A 23,936-nucleotide genomic window follows, 5' to 3' on the forward strand; every position below is an offset into this window, starting at 1 on the left:
CATATCCATAGCCGCATTCATTCGTTGTTGGCGCCGGGGGCGCGCGCCAACACTCCGGGCTTCCAAACATTCCGGTGGAGAAGCTCCGATGAACGTTCCTCTCGATCACTTGCCGCCCTCGCGCCGCAGCGTGCTGCAGGCCGGCGCCGCCGCCGCCGTGGTCGGCTCCGCGGCGCTGCTGGGTGCCTCGGCCTCGTCACAGCCGCGCAAGCTCACCTTCGCCTGGAGCCAGGCCGGCTTCTGCCTGGCACCGGTGCCGGTGGCCCTGGAGCGCGGCTTCTTCGAGAAGAACGGGCTCGATGTCGACCTGCTGAACTGGGCCGGCTCGTCGGACCAGATGCTCGAGGCGTTGGCCACCGGCAAGGCCGACGTGGGCGTGGGCCTGATCCACCGCTGGGTGAAGCCGCTGGAAGCGGGCTTCGACGTGAAGGTGGTGGGCAGCGTGCACGGCGGCTGCCTGCGGCTCATCGGCGCCAAGGCGGCGGGCGTCACGTCGAACGTGGCGAGCCTGAAGGGCAAGACCATCGGCGTGTCCGACCAGAACAGCCCGGCGCGCCAGTTCTACGCCATTCACCTGGCCAAGAAGGGCATCGACATCGACAAGGACGTCGACTGGCGCGTGTACCCCGCCGACCTGCTCGACGTGGCCGTGAAAAAGGGCGAAGTGCAGGTGATTGCCGACGGCGACCCGAACGTGTTCCTCATAGAGAAGCGCAACCCGGGTGTGTTCGTCGAACTGGCCAACAGCGCCAAGGGCGAATACGCCGAGCGGCTGTGCTGCATCGTGGGCGCGCGCGGAGAGTTCGCGCGCAACGACAAGCCGCGCGCCGCCGCCGTGGTGCGCGCGCTGGCGCAGGCGTCTGACTACGTGTCGGAAAACCCGAACGAGGCCGCCAGGATCTATTCGAAGTACGCACCCAAGGTGCCGCTCGAAGACCTGCAGAAGCTGCTCGCCGAGCTCACCTACAAGCACCACCCGGCGGGCAAGGCGCTGCGCAACGAAGTGGAAGCCTTCGCCACTGACTTCCGCAACGCCGGCATCCTGAAGAAGAGCACCGACGTGACCCGCTTCGCGAACCAGGTTTCGCTGGACGTGCTCGCATGACGACCGCCGAACAACTCCTGGACGCGCCGCTGGGCCGGCACGGCGACGCGCCTGCTCCACAGCGTGCGCAACGCGCGCCCGTTGCGGCAACGAGAGCTGCAGACACCGTCCTGCTGCGCCCCGCCGCCCCCACGGGTCTCTGGGCCACCGGCCTGCTGGCCGCCGCCGCCTGGTTCGCGCTCGGCCTGCTCACGCTGCTGTGGCCGAACAAGTCGGTGGGCTTCAGCGACTGGGCCTTCACCGACGAGTTCGGCATTGCCACGCTGGTGGTGGCCGCCGTGCTGCTGGCCATCGGCCTGCTCGGCTCGCGCGCGGGCAAGGTGACGCAAACGCTGCGCCCGGCCGGCCAGTGGCTGGTGGCGCTGGCCGTGGTGTTCGCCGTGTGGGAGGCCGCCACGGCCAAGCTCGGCGTGCTGCCCTCCCCCTTCTTCGCGCCGCCGCAAAGCCTGATCGACGTGGTGAACGAAGACTGGCAGCGCCTGGGCCTGTCGACCGCGTACTCGCTGCGCCTCCTGGCCAACGGTTTCGTGCTGGGTGCGCTGGTGGGTTTCGTCACGGGCGTGCTGATCGGCTGGTCGCGCATCGCCGGGTACTGGGTGCATCCGCTGCTGCGCTTTCTGGGGCCGGTGCCCGCGTCGGCGCTGCTGCCGCTGGCCTTCTTTTTCGCGCCTTCGAGCTACGTGGCGGCGGTGTTCCTGGTGGCGCTGGCCACCTTCTTCCCGGTGGCGGTGCTCACCTGGTCGGGCGTGGCCTCGGTCAACAAGAGCTACTACGACGTGGCGCGCACGCTGGGCGCGTCGGAGCGCTTCCTGGTGCTGCGCGTGGCCATTCCGGCCGCGCTGCCGCAGGTGTTCGTGGGCCTGTTCATGGGCCTCGGCGCGTCGTTCTCGGTGCTGATCACGGCCGAGATGATGGGCGTGAAGGCCGGGCTGGGCTGGTACCTGCAGTGGGCACAGGGCTGGGCCGCCTACGCCAACATGTACGCGGCGCTGTTCGTCATGGCCGCGCTGTGCTCGGGCCTGATCACATTGCTGTTCAAGGTGCGCGACCGCGTGCTGTCGTGGCAGAAAGGAACCGTCAAATGGTGAACGCCGTGCTTCCCCCCGCGCCTGCGCCGACCGACGCTGCAGCCACCGTGACAGCTGCGGCAACTGCTGCAACGACGACCAAGGGCGCGCACATCGACATCCGTGGCGTCAGCCACTGGTTCGAGGTGTCCGGCGGCGTGCTGCAGGTGCTCGACGGCATCGACCTGCAGGTGCAGCCCGGCGAGTTCGTGGCGCTGCTGGGGCCCAGCGGCTGCGGCAAGTCGACGCTGCTGCGGCTGGTGGCCGGGCTGGAGCCCGCCACCACCGGCACCATCACGCAAGACGGCCAGGCCATCACCCGGCCCGACCCGTCGCGCATCGTCGTGTTCCAGGACCCGACGCTCTACCCCTGGCGCAGCGTGTGGGACAACGTGGCGCTGGGCCTGCAGGCGCGCGGCGTGCTGAAGGAGCAGCGCAGCCGTGTCGACGAGGCGCTCAAGCTCGTGGGCCTGACCGATTTTGCGAAAGCCTTTCCGCACCACCTCTCGGGCGGCATGGCGCAGCGCGTGGCGCTGGCGCGCGCGCTCGTCAACGACCCGCAGCTGCTGGTGCTCGACGAGCCGCTGGGCAAGCTCGATTCGCTCACGCGCATCGCCATGCAGAGCGAGCTGGTCAACCTGTGGCAGCGCGCGGGCTTCTCCGCCCTGCTGGTCACGCACGACGTGGAAGAGGCGCTGTTCCTGGCCAACCGCGTGATCGTGCTGAGCGACCGGCCGGCGCGCATCGCTGCGGAAATCGTGGTCGACCTGCCCTACCCTCGCCACCGCGGCGACGCTCGCCTGGCCGAGCTGCGGCACGAGGCGCTGAAGCACCTCGGGCTCGACGCCACCTGGTGACATGGGCAGCGTTCCCGAGGCCGATTGGCTCAACCTGCTGATCGGCCTGCTGCAGGGGGCGCAACTGCAACTGCTGCGCGTGCTCGATGCGCTGGGGCTGGTGGTGCAGGCGCACGGCCAGCCGGCGTGGCCGTGGGACCACCGGCTGTCGGGCGAGAACCTGCTGATCGACCTGGGCCAGGCGAGGCGCCTCGGGCTGACGGTGGTGGTGCTTGCCGTGGCATTCGTGGTGCTGCTGCTGGCCCTGCTGTGGCGCCGCCGCCGGCTGTGGCTGGTGGCGCTGACCACGCTGCTGGTGGTGCTGGCGCCCTGGCCCGAGGCCAACGTGGTGCTGGTGCCGGCCTACCCGACCAGCTTCCAGCAATCGCCCACGGGCTTCACCGCCGCCAGCATCGACCGCGGGCGCGTGCTGTATGCCGCCCAGTGCGTGGCCTGCCACGGCACCGATGGCAAGGGCCAGGGCCCGCTGGCCGCCGCGCAGCCCGTGTGGCCGCCCAACCTTGCCGGCCCGCTGCTGTGGCGGCGCGCCGATGGCGACGTGCTGTGGCACGTGCTGAACGGCGTGCGCGACCGGCGCGGCGCCGTCACCATGCCCGGCTTCGGCCCCGCGCTGCGCGACGAAGACGCCTGGGCGCTCATCGATTTCATGAAGGCCCAGGGCGCAGGAGAAAGCCTGCGCGCGGCCGGCCTGTGGACGCAGCCCATCGCGCCGCCCGACATGGCCGTGCAATGCAAGGGCAAGCCGCGGCGCATGCTGAGCAGCTGGCGCGGGCAGCGCCTGCGCATCGTGGCGGCCGGCGGCGGGCAGCCCCTGCTCGAAGACCCGCGCATGGTCACGGTGTTTCTGAAGCCGAACGCGCAGGCTGGCGATGCCCAATTTGGCGATGCTCAAACCGGTGATTGCGTGGCCGACGCGCCCACCGCATGGTCGGCCTTCTCGCTCATCGCCGCGACCGACCGGCTCGCGGGCACGCAGCTCATCGTCGACCGCGACGGCTGGCTGCGCGCGCGCGGCGAGCCCGGCAAGAACGAATGGAGCGACGACGACCTGCTGTGCCGCACCGACGCGCCCGCGCGCGCCGGTTCAAAACCCCTGCCCCTGCCGCCCGACGGACTCGGCGCCCTCATCGCCCGCATGGACGCCGAGCCGGTGCGCTTCGTCAAGGGCGGCTTCGTCCACTAGCGCAACAGGACTACGATGTTTTTGCCTGCCGCCTTTTTTCAACCACCCTGAAGGAGACGCTCCCATGTCCAACCACGTCTACAAGACCCTCGAGCTCACCGGCTCGTCGCCCACCGGCATCGAAGACGCCGTGCAGACCGCCATCGCCAAGGCGCACGAAACGGTGCGCAACATCCAGTGGTTCACCGTGACCGAAACGCGCGGCCATGTGGTCGATGGCAAGGTGGCGCACTGGCAGGTGTCGCTGAAGATCGGCTTCACGCTGGAGTGATCGGACTCGATGGGGCAAGGTGCCCCTGGCCCAGCCCCGGCAAACCGGCCACGCTGTCGCGCAGCCAGCGCTGCGCCGGGTGCGCGTCGTTGCGCCGGTGCCAGGCCATCACGAAAGGCACCGGGGCCAGCGCCAGCGGCGGCGGCTGCACGCACAGCTCGCCTACGTAGCCCGATGCCAGCACCACGCCGTGCATCAGCGTCGCGACCATGTCGGAGTGCGCGACCAGCATGGGCGCCGCGTACATGTGCGGCAACGTGAGCCCGAGCCGGCGCTGAAGCCCCTGCTGCACAAGCTGCGCGTCGACCAGCCCGAAGCGCTCGTTCTCGGGCGACACCAGCAGGTGCGTGAGCGCGACGAAGGCATCGAGCGTCAGCGGCACCGTGGCGGCCGGATGGCCCTTGCGCATCACGCACACGAAGCTTTCCTCGAACAGCGGCTGCGTCAGGATGCGCCCCGACGGCGACGTGGGCGGCACGCCGACCGCCAGGTCGACCTCCCCCGCATCGAGCAGCGCCACCGCGTCGTCGCGCGCGGTGAAGCTGCGCACGCGCAGGTCCACCTGCGGCGCGACTTCGGCCAGGAAGGCGATGAGCCGCGGCAACAGCACGAAGGCCGGATGCTCCGACAGCGCGATGCTGAAGGTGGCCGGCGACGAGCCCGGATCGAAGGCTTGGGTGAACTGCAGGATGCGCTGGATCTCGGCCAGCGCCTGGCTCAGCGGCTCGCCGATGTCGAGCGCGCGCGGCGTGGGCTGCAGGCCGTTGGGGCCGCGCACGAAGAGTTCGTCTTTCAGCAGCATGCGCAGCCTGGCCAGCGCGGCGCTCACCGCTGGTTGCGAACGGTAGATGCGGGCGCCCGCGCGGGTCACGCTGCGCTCGGCGAGCAACGCATCGAAGGCGACGAGCAGGTTGAGGTCGATGCCATGTAAATCCATGGAACGAATGCTCTCACATACCGTCAATCGATTTTACTTATGACCGCCGAATTCTTACGCTGGCGGCATGAACTCACACACCACTGAAACCAACGCCGCGCCGGCGCTCGTCGCCGGCCTCTCCGCCGCCGAACGGCACGCCATCGAAACCCTGTACCGCGCCTTCAGCGAGGGCGACACCGACCTGCTCGACGAGGTGCTCGCCGAAGACTGGGACGACGTGCCGCTCGCGCCCGGCCAGGGCCCCGGCCGCGAAGGCATCAAGCCGATGGTGGTGGCCTTCCGGGCCGCCTTCTCGGACCTGCGCATCACCGTGCACGAAATGATCGGCGTGCCGGGCCGTGCGGCGGTGCGCGCCGCCATCACCGGCGTGCACACCGGTGAATGGTTCGGGGTGGCGCCCAGCGGCAAGCCGTTCGAAATCGCCATCCACGAATTCCACCGCATCGCCGACGGACGCCTCACGCACACCTGGCACCTGGAAGACTGGTTCGGCTGGTTCAACCAGGTGGGCGCCAGCCCGGCCGGCGGAGCCGCTGCATGAGCCGCGCCACTGCCGCATCCACCGTGTCGACGCTCTCGGTCGTCTTCTTTTCGGGCACCGGCACCACCGACCTGCTGGCACAGGCCATCGGCGAAGGCGCGGCCTCGGTCGACGGCGTGCAGGTGAAGCTGCTGCGCGTCACCGGCGAGCAGATCGACAAGGGCCGCTGGCAGGACGACGCGGTGCTCGAGGCATTGAGCGCGTCCGACGCCATCGTGTTCGGCTCGCCCACCTTCATGGGCGGCGCGGCCGCGCCGTTCAAGGCCTTTGCCGATGCCACGGCGGGCATCTGGTACGGCCGCGGCTGGGTCGGCAAGTTCGCGGGCGGGTTCACCATCAGTGGCAGCCCGAGCGGCGACAAGCTGCACACGCTCGCCTACTTCAACCTGCTGGCGGCGCAGCACGGCATGACCTGGCTCAACTGGAACGAGCTGCCGCACCAGGCAGACGGCACCAACCGCCTGGCCTCGTTCATGGGCCTGATGGCGCAGAACGGCGGTGCGCCGGGCAGCCCGCCGGCGCTGGACCCGGCCGATGCGCTGTCGGCCGGCAAGCACGGGCGCTACCTGGCGCAGCATGTGCGCCGGTACGCGGCAGTCAGCCAGCCGGAAGCCGTGGCGGCGGCCGCCTGATCTGCCGGCTTGCCCGCGGGAAACGCGCTGAGCGCGCGCTCAGCGCGCCAGCAGCTGGTTGAGCTTCTGCTGCGCGTATTCCTCGTTCGTGGTGCCGTCCGGTGCCTTCGCGCCCCAGAAATCGGCGTTCCACTTGATCGCCTTCTTCTCCACCTCGGGGCTGTTGGTCCAGTAGTCGCGCAGCTTGGGGTCGGCCGCGGCATACACGCGCGGCGACGGCAGCGCCACGCTGGTGGCCTCGGCCACGCGGGCGGCGCGCTCGGCGTCCAGCCGGTACGACAGCAGCTTGAGTGCGGCGTCGTAGTGCGGCGCGTCCTTCGGAATGGAGAAGAAGTCGTAGTAGGTAAAGGCCTGGTCCCAGGTCAGCTCCAGCGGGGCGTTGGCGTCTTCCTTCTTCAGGCGCGCCACCGGTCCGGTGTAGGACAGGCAGGCCGAGGCCTCGCCGTCGAGCAGCAGCTGCGGCGCCTGCGAATTGGTCAGCCACCACTTGACCACGTGCGGCTTGATCTCGGCGATCTTGCGCAGCGCGCGGTCGAAGTCGACCGGATAGATCTTGTCGGCCGGCACGCCGTCGGCCAGCAGCGCCGACTCGAACACGAAGCGCGACCACTGCGGCAGGCAGCGCTTGCCCGGAAAGTCCTTCACGTTCCAGAAGTCGGCCCAGGTCTTGGGGTACTTCTTCGACGGAAAGGCTTCCTTGTTGTAGACCAGCGCCACGCCGATCACCTGCAGCGCCACGCCCTTGGGCCGCACGGCCTCCTTGGGCAGCGAGGCGACGGTCTTCTGCGCCTCGGGCGTGAGCTTCTTGTAGTCGATCTCGGCCAGGTAGGGGTCGAGCTGGCGCACCTCCTGGTCGAAGATGAAGCTCAGGTCCCACTCGGTGCGCTTGGCCTCCACCTGCGCCTTGACGCGCGGGCCGCCGCGGGCCTCCTGCACGGTGAGCACCTTGATGCCGGTGTCCTTGGTGAAGGGGTCGTACACCAGGCGGCGCAGGTTCTCGCCGTAGGTGCCGCCCGGGTCTTGCGTGACCACTTCCTTGGCCTGGCTCCAGGCCGGGCCGACGCCGCAGGCGCTGCCCAGCGCGATGGCCAGGGCGAGCAGGGTCTGCAGCGGACGGGGACTCGATTGCTTCATGCGGATGCTTTCTTTCTTCAAATGACAAACAGAAACGGGAAGGCGCTGTGGCTCTTTGATTGCTCAGCGCCGCTGGCGCGCGGCCCAGGCCGAGCGCGCGAAGAACAGGCCGGCCACGATCAGCGCCACCTCGAAGGTGGCCACCACCGCCGGCACGGGGTCGAGCTTGTAGTTGACGTTGCCCCACAGCCGCAGCGGCAGCGTGGTCATGCGCGCGCCGCTGAGAAACATCGACAGCACGAGGTCGTCGAAGGAATGCAGGAACGCGAAGAACGACGCCGCCAGCACGCCCGGGCGAATGGCCGGCAGCGTGACGAACCAGAACACCCGCAGCGGCGATGCGCCATGCACGGCCGCGGCCTGCTCCTGGCGCATGTCCACCGCCTGCAGGCTGGCCGCGACGATCACCAGCACCAGCGGAATGCCGCCGATGGCATGGGCCGCGGCCAGGCCCGGCACGCTGCCCGCCAGCCCGGCGCGCAGGAACAGGCTGTACAGCGACAGGCCCAGCACCACGCCGGGCACGATGAGCGGGCTGACCAGAAAGGTCATCCACGCCGTCTTGCCGCGCAGCGACGAGCGCACAAGGCCGAACGCCGCCGCGGTGCCGAGCACCACCGAGATGACGGTGGCCAGCAGCCCGACCGCCACCGAGGTGCCGAGCGACGACATCCACACCGGGTCCGACAGGAACTTTTCGTACCAGCGCAGCGAGTACGCGGGCGGCGGAAAGCGCATGTAGGCCGAGTCGCTGAACGAGATGAGCGCGGCGATGGCGATGGGCAGCAGCAGCGTCAGCAAGGCCACGGCCGCCAACGCGCCCGACACCAGCCGCCCCAGCCACGCCGGCACCGCGCCGAGCGCACGCAGCAGCGGCCAGCCGAGCGCATCGGCCATGCGGTCGAGCACACGCCCGAGCACGGCGTGCCGCCATGAAGCCGCGCCGCCGCGGGCCACATCACGCACCGGCTTGCCCGCCTTTTGCCCGCCCCAGATGAACTCCAGCCCCAGGAAGCGCGCCGCCACCGCGACCACCAGCAAGGTGACCGCCAGCAGCACCGCCGCCAGCGACTGCAGGAAACCGCCGCTGGCCAGAAAGTCCGCCTGCTGGGTGATGTGCATCGCGAACATCTGGTCGGCCGGCCCGCCCAGCAGCGAGGGCGTGATGAAGAAGCCCAGCGCCGAGATGAACACCAGCAGCACGCCCGCCAGCAGCCCCGGCAGCGTCTGCGGGAACAGCACGCGCCAGAACACGGCCAGCGGCCCTGCCCCGCTGGCCGTGGCCGCGCGCTGCACCAGCGGATCGATGCGCGCCAGGCTGCCGCCCACGGTGAGCACCATCAGCGGCAGCAGCACCGCGCTGATCGAGATGAGCACCGACGCGCGATTGAAGATGAGCGGCAGCGGCGCATCGACCACGCCGAGCGCCAGCAGCAGCTTGTTGATGGGCCCGTTGCGCCCCAGCAGCACCATCCACGAATAGGTACGGATCAGCACCGAGATGAAATACGGCAGCACCACCGCCGCCGTCAGCACCAGCTTCCAGGTGCCCCGCGCGCGGTGGATGAGTAACGCCGTCGGGTAGCCGAACAGCGCGCACAGCGCCGCCACCGCCGCCGCGATGCCGAAGGTGCGCACCAGCGACTCCCAGTACAGCGGCACCTCGAACACACGGGCGTAGAAAGACAACCCGGCGTCGCCCGCCACGCTCAGCTGCAGCAGGTTGAGCAGCGGCAACACGTAGAAGAAGGCGAAGAACAGCAGCGCCGGCGCGAGCAGCCACGCGGGGTTGCGCAGGTTCACGCGGGCCCGCCAGCGCGGCCCTGTGGCTGCGGCCGTTGCATTCATACCAGCAGTCTCGACAGCAGTCACGCCAGCACCCACGCGTCGCCGGCCTGCCAGGCCAGGTGTACGGTGTCGCCGATGGCCGGCACGTGGCCGTCGCGCGGGTCCAGGCCGCGCACCTGCAGCCTGCCGCCGCCGGGCAGCACCGCATCGACGCGCAGTATCTCGCCGAGGAACACGGTCGATTCCACTGTCGCGGCCAACGCGCCCGCCGTGCCCGCGGCCACAAGCGCCACCCGCTCCGGCCGCACCAGCACCTTCACCTGCTGGCCGGGCGACAGCGGCGTGCCGGCATGCCGCGCCTCGAAGGCCTGGCCGTGGTCGATGTGCAACACGGCCGCCTCGCCGTGCACGCGCAGCACGCGCGCATCGAGCACGTTCGACTCGCCCACGAAGCGCGCCACGAACTCGTTGCCCGGCTGGCGGTACAGCGCGCCCGGCGTGCCGACCTGCACGATGCGGCCCTTGTCGAGCACCGCGATGCGGTCGCTCAAGGCCAGCGCCTCGCCCTGGTCGTGCGTGACGAAGACGATGGTGGTGCCCAGCGTGCGGTGCAGCGCGCGAATCTCGATCTGGATGGCCTCGCGCAGCCGGCGGTCGAGCGCGCTCAGCGGCTCGTCCATCAGCACCACAGGCGGCCGCCGCACGATGGCGCGCGCAATGGCCACGCGCTGCTGCTGGCCACCGCTGAGCTGCGCGGGCAGCCGCTCGGCGTACTCGCCCAGGTGCAGCAGCGCCAGCGTTTCTCCGATGCGGCGCGTGCTCTCGGCGCGGCCCAGGCCGGCCATGCGCAGCGGAAAGCCGACGTTCTGCGCCACCGTCATGTGCGGGAACAGCGCGTAGTGCTGAAACACCATGCCGAAGCCGCGCTGGTGCGGCGGCACGCCGCGCACCGAGCGGCCGTCCACCAGGATGTCGCCCTCGTCCACCGCCGCGAAGCCCGCGATGGCGCCCAGCAGCGTGGTCTTGCCGCTGCCGCTGGGGCCCAGCAAGGTGACGAATTCGCCGGGCTCGATCTGCAGGTCGACGTTGTCCACCGCGGTGAAGCGGCCGAAGCGCCGGCTCAGCCCGCGAATGGCGATGCGGCTGCCGATGGAAGCCGACGGCGCCGCGCTGCGCACGCCGGCCGGCGCGTGCGAGGTGTGTGCGCCCAGGGGCGCGTCGGTCGCGATGGAACTCATGAAGGAACAGCTTCTGCAAAGGGTTGGCCGTGCACCACGCGCCCGCCGACCAGCGTCAGCTCCGCGTGGATGTGGGCGAGTTGGTCCACCGGCACGGCCAGCGGGTCGGCGTTCAGCACGGCAATGTCGGCCCAATGGCCCGGCGCCAGCGTGCCCTTGCGGTCTTCCTCGAAGCTCAGGAAGGCGCCGTTGCGCGTGACGGTCTGCAGCGCCTGCAGCCGGCCCAGCGCCTGCGCGGGCGCGATGGCGCGGCCCGTGGTGCGCTCCTGCCGCGCCACCGAAGCCCACACGGCCGTGAACAGGCTCACCGGAATGTTGTCGCTGCCGGCGGCCAGCGGCAGGCCGGCCTCGAGCAGGTCGCGCTGCGGCAGGAAGGTGTCTTGCCTCGCCTGGCCGGCCTCGTCGTGTTGGTCCACCAGCCGCGACGCGCCGTTCTTCCACAGCATGTAGAACGGAATGCTGGTCACCATCAGGCCCAGGCGCTTCACGCGCGCGATGTCCTGCGCCGTCACATAGCCCACGTGCTCCACCACCCAGCGCCGCCCCGCGAGCGGAAAGCGCGCGTCGATGGCCTCGAACACGTCGAGCACCTCGGTGAGCCGGTCGACCACCACGCTGTGCACGCGCAGGTCGTGCTCGGCCGCGAGCCAGGCGTAGTCGCGAAAGTCTTCCACCCGGTTGGCCCACTCGACGAAGCCCATCCAGCCGGTGTTGGGCAGCGCGCGGCGCACCGCGTTGGCCGCCGCCTTGTCGCCGCCCAGGCCGATGTAGATGCCGCTCACCGCGAGCATGGGGTCGCCGGTGCCTCGGCCGCGTGCGTACGAGAGCCAGTCGCGCATCGCGAGCCGGGCCTCCTGCACGTTCGACCACGTCGGGCTCACGCACAGGCGGGTGCGCATGGTGAGGCCGCCCTCTTCCCACAGCCGGCGGTACACGGCGATGGTCTCGGGCGAGGAGCCGTGCCCTTCATAGATGCTGGTGGTGCCGCAGGCGTGGTACAGCGGCAGCGAGCGGCGCAGCCCCTCGAGCCGGTCGTCGAAGCCGAAGGCCGGCACCTGCGTGAGCACCGAGAACTCCACCAGCGGGCGCTTGTTGGTCTCGACGATCACGCCGTTGGGCTGGCCGTCGGCGCCCAGCTCGATCTGCAGGCCGCTGCAGTCCGGGCAGGTGGCGTCGTCGATGCGGTGCAGCGCCAGCGCCCGGCTGTTGAGCGCGCTGTGCCCCGGCGGCACGCCCCAGTTGCCGAACAGCCCCGGTATGTAGACGAGGTGGTCGGGCGCGACCGCGTCCAGCTCGTGGCGGTCGGGCATGCGCCCTTCGGCCAGGTTCGACGGGCCACCGAAATAGAACGGCGGCTGCCCCACCGGCATGGTGACGATCCACGCGCCGCGCGGCAGGCGCGCCGCCTCGGCCGCGACGACCGCCAGCACATCGGCGATGTTCTTCGCATGCGCCAGGCTGGGGCGCAGCGTTTTCAGGCCTTCGCGCTCCATGTGCGCATGCGCGTCGATGAGGCCCGGCACCAGCGTGCGGCCCGCCAGGTCGACGACCCGCGTGCGCGCGCCGCGCGTCGCCGCGACCTCCGCATTGCTGCCGGTGGCCAGCACGCGCCCTTGCGCCACGGCCACGGCCTGCACCGGCGCCGCGCCGGGCACCATGGTGAGCACCTGGCCGTTTTCGAAGATGAGCTCAGCGTCTTGCATCGGCGCCGTACCAGGGGAAGAAGCGATGCAGCAGCCACGCGAAGAGCTGGTCGGCCACGAAGCCGATGGCGCCCAGGAACAGCAGGCCGACGAACATGATGTCCACGCGAAACACCAGGTGCGCGAACGAAATCAGAAAGCCCAGGCCCTGCTCCGCCCCCACCAGCTCGGCCGCCACCAGCACCACGAAAGACACGGCCGTGGCCTGGCGCAAGCCGGCGAACACGAAGGGCAAGGCCGCGGGCAGCGCGACCTGCACGATGGTCGCGAACGGGCTGGCGCCCAGCGCGGCCGCCGAGCGCAGGTACACCACCGGAATGTCGCGCACCCCGATGAAGGTGTTGACCCAGACCGGAAAGAACGCGCCCCAGGCGATCAGCATCACCTTCGACAGGTCGCCCAGCCCGAACCACACGATGGCCAGCGGCACGATGGCAATGGCCGGAATGGCGCGCAGCCCGTGCAGCACCGGGTCGCTCAGGTGGCGCAGCGTGGCGTTGCGCCCGGTGAGCACGCCGGCTACCACGCCCAGCGACGCGCCCAGCAGGAAGCCCCACAGCGCGCGCAGCAGGCTCGCGCCCACGTGCGGCCAGATCTCGCCGGTGCGAAAGGTCATGTCGATGAACACACCCACCACATGCGAGGGCGGCGGGAACATCTTCAGGTTGATGCCGGGCACCACGCGCGGCGCGATCTCCCAGGCCAGCAGGAAGGCGATGACGCCCACCACGCCCAGCAGCAGCTGGCGGCGCCGGCCGCTGCGGCGCTGCGCGAGCTGCGCGCGCCGAAAGTCCTGCTCGATGGCCAGGCGGCGGGCGGCTTCGGCGTCGGTGCGCGAGGGCACCGGGGCGCTCTCTTGCTGCTGCTCTCGCGCCGTGCCGTCTTCAGCCGCGCCCAGGCCGCGAAGGTCGTTCAACGCCGCGCTCATGCCGACGCCTCCTCGGGCTGCGCAAAGGCCGCGCCGATGCGCGCATACAGCTCGCCGAAGGCCGGGTCAGCGCGGTCGCGCGGGTATGGCAGATCGATGTCGACGATCTCGCGGATGCGGCCCGGGTGCGCGCTCATCACCACCACGCGCTGCGCGAGGAACACCGCCTCCTCGATGTTGTGCGTGATGAAGAACACAGAGAGCTTCAGCTCCTGCCAGATGCGCAGCAGCTCGCGCTGCAGGCTGGTGCGGGTGAGCGCGTCGATGGCGGCGAAGGGCTCGTCCATCAGCAGCACCTGCGGCTGCGTGGCCAGCGCGCGCGCCACGGCAATGCGCTGGCGCATGCCGCCCGACAGCTCGAAGGGAAAGCGCGTGGCCGCGTGCGACAGGCCCGTGAGCACCAGCAGTTCGTCGGCACGCCGGCGGCGCGTGGCTGCGTCCAGCCCCTGCATCTTCAAGCCGAACTCGATGTTCTTGCGCGCGGTGAGCCACGGGAACAGCGCGTATTCCTGGAACACCACGCCCCGGTCGGCGCCCGGGCCGCTCACGCGCTGGCCGCCTGCCGTCACCGTGCCGGTGGTCGGCTGGATGAAGCCCGCGATCATGTTCAGCAGCGTGGTCTTGCCGCAGCCGCTGGGGCCGATGGCGCAGACGAACTCGCCCTGGCCGATGTCCAGGTCCACGCCGGTCATGGCCCAGTTGAGCTCGCCGCCCGAGGAGGCATAGAGCTTGGAGGCGTCGCGCACGCTGACGCTGGGCGGCGCCGCGCTTTTCATGGAGGCGGTCATGCGCGATGTGCTCAAGACAGCGTCACGCGGTCGGGCGCGGCGGCCTTCAGCGCGTCGGTGTAGATCAGCTTTCGGTACAGCGCGCGCAGGTCGTCCTTGGTGGGCGTGGCCAGGCCGGCCTCGACCGCCCATTGCGCGTTCAGCACCAGGTCGTCGAGCAGGCGGTTGTCCAGCCGCACGCCGACGGACACGGTGTCCAGCCCGGCCTTGGTGGTGTCCACCGTGGCCTTGGTGCGCTCGGCCACCAGCGCGATGGCGTCGGCGGTTTGCGCGCGGTAGAACTTCTCGGCGTCCAGCAGGCTGCGCACGGCGGCCTCGACCAGCTTGGGCTTGCTCTGCACCAGCGACTCGTTGGCGGTGAGCACGTAGTGGCTCAGGAAGACCTTTTCCAGCCCCGTGTCGTCGAGCACCTTCACCTTGCCGCCGCTGTCGGCAATGGCCTTCTGGCCCGCGTCCCAGCCCCAGGCGAAGGCGTCGATGTCGCCCTTGGTCACGGCGGTGACGGCGTCGGGGCCGCGCAGGTTGACCAGCGTGATGTCTTTCAGCGTGAGGCCGTGCAGCGACAGGAAGCGGCTCAGGAAGTAATGGCCGCTGGTGCCGATGGTGGTGGCCACGCGCTTGCCCTTGAGCTGCGCGCCGCCCTGGATGCCACGGTCGGTGCGCGCGGCCACGACCATGCCGCTGGACAACCGCGAGAACTCCGCCACGATCACCGCCGGCACGCCGTTGGCGCCCGCCAGCCCGACCACGCTGTCGGTGGAGGTGGCGAACTGCGCTTTGCCGGCCACGGCCGCGTCGAAGGCCAGCCGGCCCGAGGTGAACTGCAGCGTGGTCGCCTCGATGCCGTGGTTCTTCCAGTAATTCTTGCTGGTGGCCAGGTACGGAATGGCCCAGCTGAAGCCCTGGCTTTCGGCGACGACGATTTTTTCAGTGGCTTGCTGGGCCCACGACGGGGTGTGAAGGGCCAGGCCGGCGAGGCTGGCAAGGCCGAGGCCGAACTGGCGGCGGTCGAGGGAGGTCGAGATGGTCATGCGGGTATCCGGGGAACGTGGGAAGAGCGAAGAGCGAATAGCTAATAGCGAAGTGAAAAGCGGGTATCAGCCGTACCCGTAGGGGTTGGGCACGTCGCCCGCCAGCAACCAGGCGCCGATGCTCTGATGCCGGTAGTCCAGCGGGTCGTGCAGCGTGTGCACGCGCACGTTGCGCCAGTAGCGGTCGAAGCCGTGGCGCGCCGCGGTGGCGCGCGCACCGATGAGCTCGAAGATCTGCGAGGTCACGTGCAGCGCGGTGCGTGCCGCCTGCGCGCGGGCGGAGGCCACGTCGATGGCGAGCGCGGCGCGCTCTTCGGCCGTGAGCGCGGCGCCGCGCTCCCAGGCCTGCTGGAAGCGCGCGTTGGTGTGGTTCGACAGCGCAATGGCCGCCTGCAGGCCGGACCACATCTCACCCGCGCGCAACTGCAGCAGCCGGTCGTCCTGCGAGCGCTCCACGCCGGCCATGGGCCAGGGCTGGGTCTGCGTGCGCAGGTAGTCGATGGCCGCGCGCAAGGCGCCCAGCGCATTGCCCAGGTAGATCTCGGTGAGCACGACCTGGCCGATGAGGTTGCGCAGCGTGGCGCGCGGGCTGGAGGCCACGCCGGGCGGGCCGAGCAGCTCGTCGTGCGCGATGCGCACATGGTCGAAAGACACGCTGCCGCTGTCGGTCTGGCGCTGGCCCATGTTGTCCCAGTCGTCGTTCACGCGAATGCCCGCGCGCGACGTGGGCACCACCGCGAACACGCGATCGGTCGGCAGCGGGCCGAGCACGGCCGACACGTTGAGCACGTCGGAGTCGGTGGCGCCGGAGCAGAAGGCTTTCACGCCGTCGAGCTCGATGCCCTCGGGCGTGCGCACGGCGTTCAGGCGCGTGTCGCGCGCGTTCACCGCGTTGCCCCAGAACCAGCGGTGCTCCACGGCCTGGCCCAAAAAGCGCGCCTGCTGCGCGTCGGAGCCGAACAGCAGCACGCTCGCCACCTGCAGGTGCTGAAAGCCGAACAGGTGCGCCAGCGAGCTGTCGGCCTGCGCAAGCCGGCGCAGGATGCGGAAGATGAGCGGCCACGCGGCCTGCTGCCCGCCGTGCGCGCGGGGAATGGCCAGCGTGAGCAGTCCGCTCTGGCGCAGCAGCTGGCGCTCGGCCAGTGCGGTGCCGCCGGCGCGGTCGCGTTCAGCGGCGGTGGCGGCCAGCGAATCGGCCAGCGCATTCACCGCGGATGTGAACTCGCCGAAGTCTTCGGTGAACGGGTCCGGAAACACGGACGAAGCGGACGACGCGGACGAAACAGAAGGCGCTGAGAGCGCGGAAGGCGCGAGGGAGGAAGGCTGTGAAGACAAGGCGATTCCGGCAGGCCGCCGAGGCAGCAGTGGTGCGAGACAGCGAGAAGGCCGCCCGGCAATGGAGCCAGAAGTCTAGAAACGGAAGTCCTCACCCGGAACGAAGAAAAGCGCATGAACAAATGCGAACTTCGTTGCGGCCGGACGCGCACGCGCAGCCGGCCTGTGCTGTTGCACGGGTGGTGCGCCGGCAGTCCGCTGGTGCTGCGCCAGCGTTGCCGCGGTGCTCAGGAAGCCGGCGCGTTCTCTTGCGGCTCGCCCAGCGACAGCATCAATCGGTTGGCCCAGTTGAAGAAGGCCGCGCCGTGCACCACGTCGGCAATGGCCAGGTCGTCCAGCCCCTGCGCGCGCAGGTTGTCGATGTGCGTGCCGTCGAAGGTCGAAGGCGTGGACGACAGCGCGACCGACGCTTCGACGATGGCGTTCCAGCGCTCGCCCAGCTCGGCCTTCACCCCCTCGTCGAGCAGGCGTTGCAGATCGTCGGTGCGGTGCGAGAAGTGCGAGGCGAAGCGCGCGTGCACCGACGCGCAGTAGATGCAGCCGTTGTAGCGCGAGGCTGCGGCCGCCGACAGCTCGCGCTCGGCGCGCGGCAGGCCGGCTTCGGGGTTGTAGAAGATGTCCTTGTCGGTGCGGGTGCGCGCGCCCAGGATGTCGGGGTCGCGCGCCAGCAGCCGAAAGTACGGCGACTTGGCGCGCGCCGCGTCCACCAGGCCCGCGAAGTGGCGCTCGGTGAGCTCGGCTTCGGGCAGCGGTGGCAGCCAGGGCAGCCATTCGAGCTGCGCCTGCGTGAAGGCCGTGGGGTGCATGTTGCCGGGGTGGCGCAGGGTCTGTTCGGTCTCGGTCGTCATGGGGTTCAGTCGATGTGGGCTGCGGGACGCCGTGCCAGTGCCTTCAGGCCGATGACGACGCGGATCTGGAACGCAAGAAAAGACACGAGCTGCGACAGCGTCACGACCTCGGTGCTGGTCCAGCCCGCGTCGAGCAGGGCCTGCAACGCCGCCGCGCTCGCGTCGCGCGGATGAAAGACCAGCAGGTGCGCGTGCGCCAGGGCCGCGGCTAGCTTGCCGCCGAGCACGTCGCGGTGCGCGTCGCTCACGGTGTAGGAAGGGCCTGCCGTGTCTTCCACGCTGAGCCGGCCCGCGAGGTAGCTGCCGTACGGGCCTTGCGCCTTGCCGCGCGCGACCTCGGCGGCGATGGCATCGGCCACGCCGGCGCGTGCGCCCTGCCCGGCCAGGTGCTGTGCATAGAAGCGCGCCACGTCGGCCTGGCCATGCAGCCCTGCCACGAAGGCCGCGACCGCGAACCGGTCGCCGATGTCGAACTGCCCGAACACCGGCGGCGTGGGCGCGAACAGCGACAGGTAGCTTTGCTGCGCGTTGATGCGCGCCTGATCGCGCTGCACGCGAAGCTGGTCGAGGGAATCGCCGGGCGCGATGCCGACCAGCTGGTCGATCACGTCGGGAACGGGGGTGGATGCAACGGCGTTCATGCGGCCTTGAGAAGTGAAGCGGAGGGAATGTCTGGCGCCGTGGCAGCCTCCGCAGGCTCGCGAACCCAGCCCAGGGCCGGCGCGACCACGGTGGCGGTCAGCTCGATGGAGCGCAGGATGGCGGCATGCGGCGGATCGACCGAGTGCACCTGGCACACCAGGTCGGTCACGCGCGAGAGCGTGCTGTCGGCGCGCAGCGAGGCGATCACGTCGTCGGGCGAGCCCACGTGCACGTCGTAGGCGGCAATGAGCTGCGCGAGCGTGGCGTCGGGGCCGGCACGGTCCGCCAGCCCGGCCTGGCCCGATGCGGCAAAGCGCGCGGCCGAGCGCCGCAGGCCGATGTCGGCCAGCCGCAAGGCCTCTTGCCGGGTGTCGGCCACGAACACGCTGCGCGAGCCCACGATGCGCGGCGCGCGCCCCGCTGGCAGCGCCGCCAGGTAGGCATCGACGATGGGGTTCTGCATGTCGGCCAGCGTGGCGCCAGGCGCGTCGAGCGGGCGCGGCTGCGTGCGCGACAGCATCAGCCCGTCGCCTGCCAGGCCGGCGCGCGTGCCGCCGCTCACCGAGAAGGTGGCTTGCCAGATGCGCTCGAGCAGCTGCGAGCCCGCGGGGTACAGCGTGTCGCCGCCGGCGAGCGGCTGGCCGGCCCAGGCGGCGCGCACCGCGTCGAGCTGCCGCGCGAACAGCGCCGAGCGGTCGTTGCCGTCGAGCCCGAAGGCCGCGAAAGACTCAGGCGTGCCGCCCGTGCCCACGCCCACGTCGAGCCGGCCGCCCGAGAGCAGGTCGAGCACGATGGCGTCTTCGGCCACGCGCACCGCGTTTTCCAGCGGCAAGGTGACGATGCCCGTGCCCAGGCGAATGCGCCGCGTGCGCGACGCCACGTAAGACAGGAACACGAAAGGCGACGGCAGCCCGCCCTCGTGCTCATGGAAGTGATGCTGCGCGACCCAGGCGGAATCGAAGCCGAAGGCCTCGGCATGGGCGATCTGCGCGGCCACGAGGCGGTAGCGCTCGGCCGCGGTGGCGTCGTCGAGCAGGCGGCTGAAGAAGCCGAGGCGCAAGGGAGGTCGTTGAATGGCTGGCAAGGTGCGGCGCGCCCGACTGTGAAGGCGCAGGGCAATGAAAGCGCAGATTGGGCCCCCAACCTTGCCCGCGCGGAACGCCGGATTTCGCGTTTGCTTATCCGTTTTTCGTCGATGCCGCCCGCGGGCTTCAGCGCAGCGCGTAGCCCCCGTCGACGTAGATCGACGCGCCGTTCATGTTGCCGTTGTCCAGCAAGAACAGCGCTGCGCCCGCGGCCTCCTGCACGGTGCCGAGGCGCCGGTTGAGCGTGAGCTTCTGCCAGGCCTGGCCGACCGCGTGGTAGACCTCGGGCGGCTTGTTGCGCCACAGCTCGCTGTCGATGGTGCCGGGCGACACGCAGTTCACGCGAATGGGCGCCAGCTCCAGCGCCAGGGCGCGCGCCAGCCCTTCGACCGCGGCGTTGCAGGCCGCGTACGCCGGCGCCCCGATGGGCCGCACCGAGGCCGCGCCCGACATCAGCACCACCGACGCATCGGCCGCCAGGTACGGCAAGGCGGCATGCACCGTCCAGTACTGCCCCCAGAACTTGGCCTGGAACACGGCCTCGGCCTGTTCCTGCGTGTCTTCGCGAAACGAGACCGAGTGGTTGACCGAGCCCGGCGTGAACAGGCCGGCGAGCGTGCCGTTGCCTTCATGACCCTGGGAAGAGCCCTGGAAAAACCCCTGGAAGAAAGCAGCGATGGAGGCGCGGTCCCTCGCGTCGACGGTGCGCGCGGTGGCCAGCGCGCCCAGCTTGCGCACGGCCGCGTCGGCCTTGTCACGCGAGCGCCCGCCCAGCAGCACGCGGTCGCCGCGCGCCACCAGTTGTTCGGCCAGGGCGAAGCCCATGCCGGAAGTGCCGCCGACGATGGCGTAGGTCTTGCTGTTTCTTGCGGTGCTCACGGGGGTGCCTTCGTTGGGTGCTGGTTGAAGGCTTCGATGCTAGGAAGCGGTCGGCCGCAGGTAAAACGATAAGATTTCCGGACACCCGCGCGCCGGGTTCCGCAATCGCCTCCCTTCCGGTTTTTCTCCTTCTTGCCGCATGTCCCATCTCGAGCCGAAGGGCCCCATCCGCGTCTTCCTGGCCGTGTGCGACGCGGGCAGTTTCGCGAAGGCCGCCGACGGCCTGGCGCTGTCGGCCTCGGCCGTGGCCAAGACCGTGGCGCGGCTGGAGGCACGGCTGAAGGTGCGCCTGTTCGACCGCACCACGCGCCGCCTGTCGCTCACGCCCGAAGGCCGCACCTACCAGCAGGCCTGCGCCCGCGCGATGGGCGACATCGCCCGCGTCGAGGCCTCGCTGGCACAGGCCGTGGCCACCCCCAGCGGCACCTTGCGCGTGAGCCTGCCGCCGCTGTTCGGCACCGAGGTGATCGCGCCCGCGCTGCATGCGCTGTGCGACCGCCATCCGGCGCTGAACGTCGACATCTCGCTGGACACCGAACGCATCGACCTGATGGCGCGCGGCGTGGACCTGGCGGTGCGCATCGGTGAGCTGCCCGACGTGGCCGGCCTGACCGCGCGCCGGCTGGGCCTGCAGGAGGTGGTGCTGTGCGGCGCGGCGAGCTACCTGGCGCGCCACGGCGAACCGGCCACCCAAGCCGACCTGGCCGCGCACGCGCTCATCACGACCACGCACCGCGGCCAGCCCGTGCCGTGGCAGCTGCTGGGCGACGACGGGCGCGTCGTGCCGTGGTCGCCGGCCTCGCGCATCAGTACCGACAGCACGCTGCTCACGCTGGCGGCCGTGCGCGCGGGGCGCGGCCTGGGGCTGCTGCCGCGCTGGCTGGTGCAAGGCGACCTGGCCGCGGGGCGGCTGCGGGTGCTGATGACGGGGCCTGGGCCTGGGCCTGGGCTGGAACGCATCGCCGGGCACCTGCCGGTGCACGCGCTGTGGCTGAGCGCGCCGGTGATGCTGCCGAGGCTTCGGGTGGCCATCGACGCGGTGGTGGCTGCGGTGGCCGCCGTGCTTGCGGTGCCTGCCGTGGACACAATCGTTAGCAAAGCCCCTTGAGGCTGGTACATTTCTCGCGCAAAAGAAACAAAGGGGCACAGGTGTCACTCGCAGCGGCCTTGGCCGGTCTTTCCATCCTCATCATCGGGGACAGTCATCTCGCACAACCCACCTACCTGATCACGTCGTTGCACGACGACCTGCAGCGGCAAGGGGCGAAGGTGCATTCCATCGGCATGTGCGGCGCCATGCCCTATGACTGGATCGTGTCGAAAGCCGGCACCTGCGGCGGCGCGGAGCGCGTGGGCAACCGGCCCGTCGTTCGCAGCGAAACCGGCCGCACCGTGGCCATTGCCCAGCTGGTGAAGACCGAGCACCCGGACCTGGTGCTGGTCGTGATGGGCGACACCATGGCCGCGTACCACCAGCCCGACTTTCCGATGAACTGGGTGTGGCAGCAGGTGGGCGCGCTCACCGGCGCCATCGCCGCCACCGGCACGCGCTGCGCGTGGGTGGGCCCGGCTTGGGGCCAGGAAGGCGGCAAGTACGGCAAGAACTACGCACGCGTCGAGCTGATGAGCCGCTTTTTGGCGACCAACGTAGAACCTTGCACTTACATCGACTCGCTGGAGATGTCCAGGCGCGGCCAGTGGACGACGGTCGACGGCCAGCATTTCAACGCCAGCGGCTACCAGGCCTGGGGCAACGGCATCGCCAGGCAGGTGATGCAACTGCAATCGGCAAAGACCGCCAGCCCGATCAACATCAACGCCACCGGCACTGTTCGCCAATGAGTTACCCAATAGCGAACCGCGCCTGCCGCCTACCGCTGCTTGCGGCCCTGTTTACCGTGTTCGCCCTGCTGCCCGCCGCGTCCTTCGCCGCCCCGCGGCTGTACGACACCGGCCCCGCGCAAGACCTGGCGCTGGTGCGCTTCGTCAACGCGGGCCCGCAACCGCTGACGGTGCACAGCGGCGCCAAGACCAGCCTCGAGGTGCCGCCGACCGCCCCCGTTACCGATTACCTGCCCGCGCGCTCCGACGCGCCCGTCACCGGCCAGTGGCAGGCGGGCGGCAAGAAGCTGCCGATCTCGCTGCGCGTGAAGGCCGGCGGCCAGGCCTCCTCGGTGGCCTGGCCCGATGCCGACGGCAACCTGGCCGGCGCCAGCTTCGCCGAAGAGCCGGCGCAGTTCGACCCGCTGCGCGCCTCGCTCGCCTTCTACAACGCCGACGCCCGCTGCACCGCGGGCCTGCAGGCCGCCAGCCAGGGCAACCCGGCCATCTTCGAGAACCAGGCCGCGCTGGCCAATGCCCGCCGCGCCGTCAACCCGGTGAAGCTGGTGGTGCAGGCCACGTGCAACGGCCGCGCCGTGGAAGGCACGCTGGACCTGGGTTCGCTGCAGGCCGGCCAGCGCTACAGCGTGTTTCTTGTTCCCGCGGGCAAGGGCGCCCGGCTGATCGGCCTGCAAGACCGCATCGCGCGCTGAGCGGCCGTGGTCTTCGCGTCGCTCGAGTTCCTCTCGGTCTTCCTGCCTGCCTTCCTGCTGCTGTACGCGGTGACGCCGGCGCGCGCCAGGAACGCGCTGCTGCTGGCGTCGAGCTGGCTGTTCTACGGCTGGTGGAGCCCGCTGTTCCTGCTGCTGTTCATCGCGCTCACGGCGCTGGCCTGGGCGGGCGGCCTGCTGGTGGAACACGCGGGGCGGCATCGCAAGGCCGCGATGGTGGTGCTCATTGCGCTCAACCTGGGCGTGCTCGCGTGGTTCAAGTACGCCAACATCGTGGTCGAGACCTTCAGCGCGGGCCTGGTGCACATGGGCGCGATGCCCATCGCGTGGCAGCGCATCGCCCTGCCCATCGGGCTGTCGTTCACGGTGCTGCAGGCCATTTCGTACTTCGTGGACATCTACCGCGGCAAGTTTCCGGCGGAGCGCCGGCCGGTCGATTTCGCGACCTACCTCGCCATGTTCGGCCACCTGGTGGCGGGCCCGATCATTCGCTACGACTGGATCCGCCAGCGGCTCGCGCACCGGTCGATGCGCTGGGCCGGCTTTGCCAAGGGCGCGCGGCGTTTCATGATCGGCATGTCGATGAAGGTGCTGGTGGCCGACACGCTCTCGCCCGTGGTCGAGCAGGTGTTCGCCACGGCCGGTCCCAGCCTGGTGGACGCATGGCTGGGCTGCCTGGCCTACACGCTGCAGCTGTTCTTCGACTTCGCGGGCTACAGCGCGATGGCCATCGGCATCGGGGCGATGCTGGGCTTCAGGTTTCCGGAAAACTTCAACACGCCCTACCTCGCGCGCAACGTCGCCGACTTCTGGCGGCGCTGGCACATCTCGCTGTCGTCGTGGCTGCGCGACTACCTCTATGTGCCGTTGGGCGGCAGCCGCCGCGGCAACGGCCGCACCGTGGCCAACCTGATGCTCACCATGGGCATCGGCGGGCTCTGGCACGGCGCGGACAGCTGGAACTTTCTGTACTGGGGCCTGGCCCACGGCGCGGCGCTGAGCGTGGTGCACCTGTGGCGCGGGCGTGGTTTCACACTGCCAGCGCCGTTGGCGCACGCCGCCACGCTGGTGTTCGTGATGCTGGGCTGGACGCTGTTTCGCTCGCCCGACCTCGCGACCGCCGGCGCCATGCTGGGCGGGCAGTTCGGGCTGCACGGCGTGGGCCTGGGCGCGGCGCTGTCGAACATGCTGCGCCTGCCGGTGGTGCTGGCCTACCTGCTGGGCATCGCGTGGGTGGTGGCACCCGCGCTGGTGAAGCGCCCGTGGCCGACCCACAGTGCACGCGCGGTGGCGGCCACGCTGCTGCCCATCGGCGGCTTCGTGTTGTCGCTGGCGCTGGTGGCGAGCCGCGGCACCGTGCCCTTCCTGTACTTCCAGTTCTGACGATGG

The 23,936-nt window shown here is 70.3% G+C and carries 24 protein-coding genes; 11 read left to right on the plus strand and 13 right to left on the minus strand.

Going from position 1 to position 23,936, the window contains the following annotated elements; all coding sequences use genetic code 11:
- The first annotated feature begins 88 nt into the window (after nt 1-88).
- The 5 genes from AB6807_RS05755 (at nt 89) to AB6807_RS05775 (ending at nt 4,483) form a co-directional block, all read left to right on the plus strand.
- Nucleotides 89-1,105: an ABC transporter substrate-binding protein gene (locus tag AB6807_RS05755; RefSeq protein WP_371083827.1), complete on the plus strand. Its 1,017-nt coding sequence runs from the start codon at nt 89-91 to the stop codon at nt 1,103-1,105.
- Nucleotides 1,102-2,193 carry an ABC transporter permease gene (locus tag AB6807_RS05760; RefSeq protein ID WP_371083828.1) on the plus strand — a complete coding sequence of 364 codons (1,092 nt, stop codon included), beginning with the start codon at nt 1,102-1,104 and terminating at the stop codon, nt 2,191-2,193. Before AB6807_RS05755 ends, AB6807_RS05760 begins: the two co-directional genes overlap by 4 nt.
- Nucleotides 2,187-3,029 carry an ABC transporter ATP-binding protein gene (locus tag AB6807_RS05765; RefSeq protein WP_371083829.1) on the plus strand — a complete coding sequence of 281 codons (843 nt, stop codon included), beginning with the start codon at nt 2,187-2,189 and terminating at the stop codon, nt 3,027-3,029. The genes AB6807_RS05760 and AB6807_RS05765 overlap by 7 nt, the downstream gene beginning before the upstream one ends.
- Before the next feature lies 1 nt (nt 3,030).
- A complete protein-coding gene (locus AB6807_RS05770) occupies nt 3,031-4,212 on the plus strand; it encodes a cytochrome c (protein ID WP_371083830.1) in 1,182 nt (393 codons plus the stop codon).
- A 64-nt stretch (nt 4,213-4,276) separates the two neighbouring features.
- Nucleotides 4,277-4,483, plus strand: coding sequence for a dodecin (locus AB6807_RS05775; protein ID WP_371083831.1), 207 nt, complete (start codon nt 4,277-4,279; stop codon nt 4,481-4,483).
- On the opposite strand, the gene AB6807_RS05780 is transcribed toward AB6807_RS05775, so the two are convergent.
- A complete protein-coding gene (locus tag AB6807_RS05780; RefSeq protein WP_371083832.1) occupies nt 4,470-5,420 on the minus strand; it encodes a LysR family transcriptional regulator in 951 nt (316 codons plus the stop codon). The genes AB6807_RS05775 and AB6807_RS05780 overlap by 14 nt on opposite strands.
- 67 nt (nt 5,421-5,487) lie before the next feature.
- On the opposite strand from AB6807_RS05780, the gene AB6807_RS05785 reads away from it, so the two are divergent.
- Both AB6807_RS05785 and AB6807_RS05790 read left to right on the plus strand, forming a co-directional pair.
- Nucleotides 5,488-5,964: an ester cyclase gene (locus AB6807_RS05785; protein WP_371083833.1), complete on the plus strand. Its 477-nt coding sequence runs from the start codon at nt 5,488-5,490 to the stop codon at nt 5,962-5,964.
- Complete coding sequence (locus AB6807_RS05790) at nt 5,961-6,596, plus strand: flavodoxin family protein (protein WP_371083834.1); 636 nt, start codon at nt 5,961-5,963, stop codon at nt 6,594-6,596. Before AB6807_RS05785 ends, AB6807_RS05790 begins: the two co-directional genes overlap by 4 nt.
- A 39-nt stretch (nt 6,597-6,635) precedes the next feature.
- Here the strand turns inward: AB6807_RS05790 and AB6807_RS05795 are convergent, their stop codons facing one another.
- The 12 genes from AB6807_RS05795 to AB6807_RS05850 form a co-directional block, all read right to left on the minus strand.
- Nucleotides 6,636-7,730, minus strand: coding sequence for an ABC transporter substrate-binding protein (locus tag AB6807_RS05795; protein WP_371083835.1), 1,095 nt, complete (start codon nt 7,728-7,730; stop codon nt 6,636-6,638).
- 63 nt (nt 7,731-7,793) lie between these two features.
- Nucleotides 7,794-9,533, minus strand: coding sequence for an ABC transporter permease subunit (locus AB6807_RS05800; protein ID WP_371083836.1), 1,740 nt, complete (start codon nt 9,531-9,533; stop codon nt 7,794-7,796).
- Between the two features lie 65 nt (nt 9,534-9,598).
- Nucleotides 9,599-10,756 (minus strand): ABC transporter ATP-binding protein, encoded by a 1,158-nt coding sequence (locus AB6807_RS05805; protein ID WP_371083837.1) that lies wholly within the window; start codon nt 10,754-10,756, stop codon nt 9,599-9,601.
- Complete coding sequence (locus tag AB6807_RS05810) at nt 10,753-12,459, minus strand: amidohydrolase (protein ID WP_371083838.1); 1,707 nt, start codon at nt 12,457-12,459, stop codon at nt 10,753-10,755. The genes AB6807_RS05805 and AB6807_RS05810 overlap by 4 nt, the downstream gene beginning before the upstream one ends.
- Nucleotides 12,446-13,387: an ABC transporter permease gene (locus AB6807_RS05815; RefSeq protein ID WP_371083839.1), complete on the minus strand. Its 942-nt coding sequence runs from the start codon at nt 13,385-13,387 to the stop codon at nt 12,446-12,448. The genes AB6807_RS05810 and AB6807_RS05815 overlap by 14 nt, the downstream gene beginning before the upstream one ends.
- Nucleotides 13,384-14,175 (minus strand): ABC transporter ATP-binding protein, encoded by a 792-nt coding sequence (locus tag AB6807_RS05820; RefSeq protein WP_371083840.1) that lies wholly within the window; start codon nt 14,173-14,175, stop codon nt 13,384-13,386. Before AB6807_RS05820 ends, AB6807_RS05815 begins: the two co-directional genes overlap by 4 nt.
- Before the next feature lie 11 nt (nt 14,176-14,186).
- On the minus strand, nt 14,187-15,206 hold the full coding sequence (locus AB6807_RS05825; RefSeq protein WP_371083841.1) for an ABC transporter substrate-binding protein: 1,020 nt from the start codon (nt 15,204-15,206) through the stop codon (nt 14,187-14,189).
- Between the two features lie 66 nt (nt 15,207-15,272).
- Nucleotides 15,273-16,463 carry an acyl-CoA dehydrogenase family protein gene (locus AB6807_RS05830; protein ID WP_371083842.1) on the minus strand — a complete coding sequence of 397 codons (1,191 nt, stop codon included), beginning with the start codon at nt 16,461-16,463 and terminating at the stop codon, nt 15,273-15,275.
- Between the two features lie 305 nt (nt 16,464-16,768).
- Nucleotides 16,769-17,389, minus strand: coding sequence for an alkylhydroperoxidase domain protein (locus AB6807_RS05835; RefSeq protein WP_371083843.1), 621 nt, complete (start codon nt 17,387-17,389; stop codon nt 16,769-16,771).
- A gap of 5 nt (nt 17,390-17,394) precedes the next feature.
- Complete coding sequence (locus AB6807_RS05840) at nt 17,395-18,030, minus strand: CMD domain protein (protein ID WP_371083844.1); 636 nt, start codon at nt 18,028-18,030, stop codon at nt 17,395-17,397.
- Nucleotides 18,027-19,091: a putative FMN-dependent luciferase-like monooxygenase gene (locus tag AB6807_RS05845; RefSeq protein ID WP_371083845.1), complete on the minus strand. Its 1,065-nt coding sequence runs from the start codon at nt 19,089-19,091 to the stop codon at nt 18,027-18,029. Before AB6807_RS05845 ends, AB6807_RS05840 begins: the two co-directional genes overlap by 4 nt.
- A gap of 151 nt (nt 19,092-19,242) precedes the next feature.
- Nucleotides 19,243-19,995 (minus strand): SDR family oxidoreductase, encoded by a 753-nt coding sequence (locus tag AB6807_RS05850; RefSeq protein ID WP_371083846.1) that lies wholly within the window; start codon nt 19,993-19,995, stop codon nt 19,243-19,245.
- Nucleotides 19,996-20,134: 139 nt separating this feature from the next.
- On the opposite strand from AB6807_RS05850, the gene AB6807_RS05855 reads away from it, so the two are divergent.
- Genes AB6807_RS05855 through AB6807_RS05870 form a run of 4 tightly spaced genes read left to right on the plus strand, consistent with a single transcriptional unit; the run spans nt 20,135 to nt 23,930 of the window.
- On the plus strand, nt 20,135-21,103 hold the full coding sequence (locus AB6807_RS05855) for a LysR family transcriptional regulator (RefSeq protein WP_371083847.1): 969 nt from the start codon (nt 20,135-20,137) through the stop codon (nt 21,101-21,103).
- 41 nt (nt 21,104-21,144) lie between these two features.
- On the plus strand, nt 21,145-21,837 hold the full coding sequence (locus tag AB6807_RS05860; RefSeq protein WP_165840267.1) for an SGNH/GDSL hydrolase family protein: 693 nt from the start codon (nt 21,145-21,147) through the stop codon (nt 21,835-21,837).
- Entirely contained in the window at nt 21,834-22,529 is a 696-nt protein-coding gene (locus AB6807_RS05865; RefSeq protein ID WP_371083848.1) for a cell division protein FtsQ, read from the plus strand. Before AB6807_RS05860 ends, AB6807_RS05865 begins: the two co-directional genes overlap by 4 nt.
- A 6-nt stretch (nt 22,530-22,535) precedes the next feature.
- Complete coding sequence (locus AB6807_RS05870; protein ID WP_371083849.1) at nt 22,536-23,930, plus strand: MBOAT family protein; 1,395 nt, start codon at nt 22,536-22,538, stop codon at nt 23,928-23,930.
- Nucleotides 23,931-23,936 lie beyond the last annotated feature (6 nt).

It is taken from the genome of Variovorax sp. RCC_210 (assembly GCF_041355175.1).
GTDB lineage: Bacteria > Pseudomonadota > Gammaproteobacteria > Burkholderiales > Burkholderiaceae_C > Variovorax.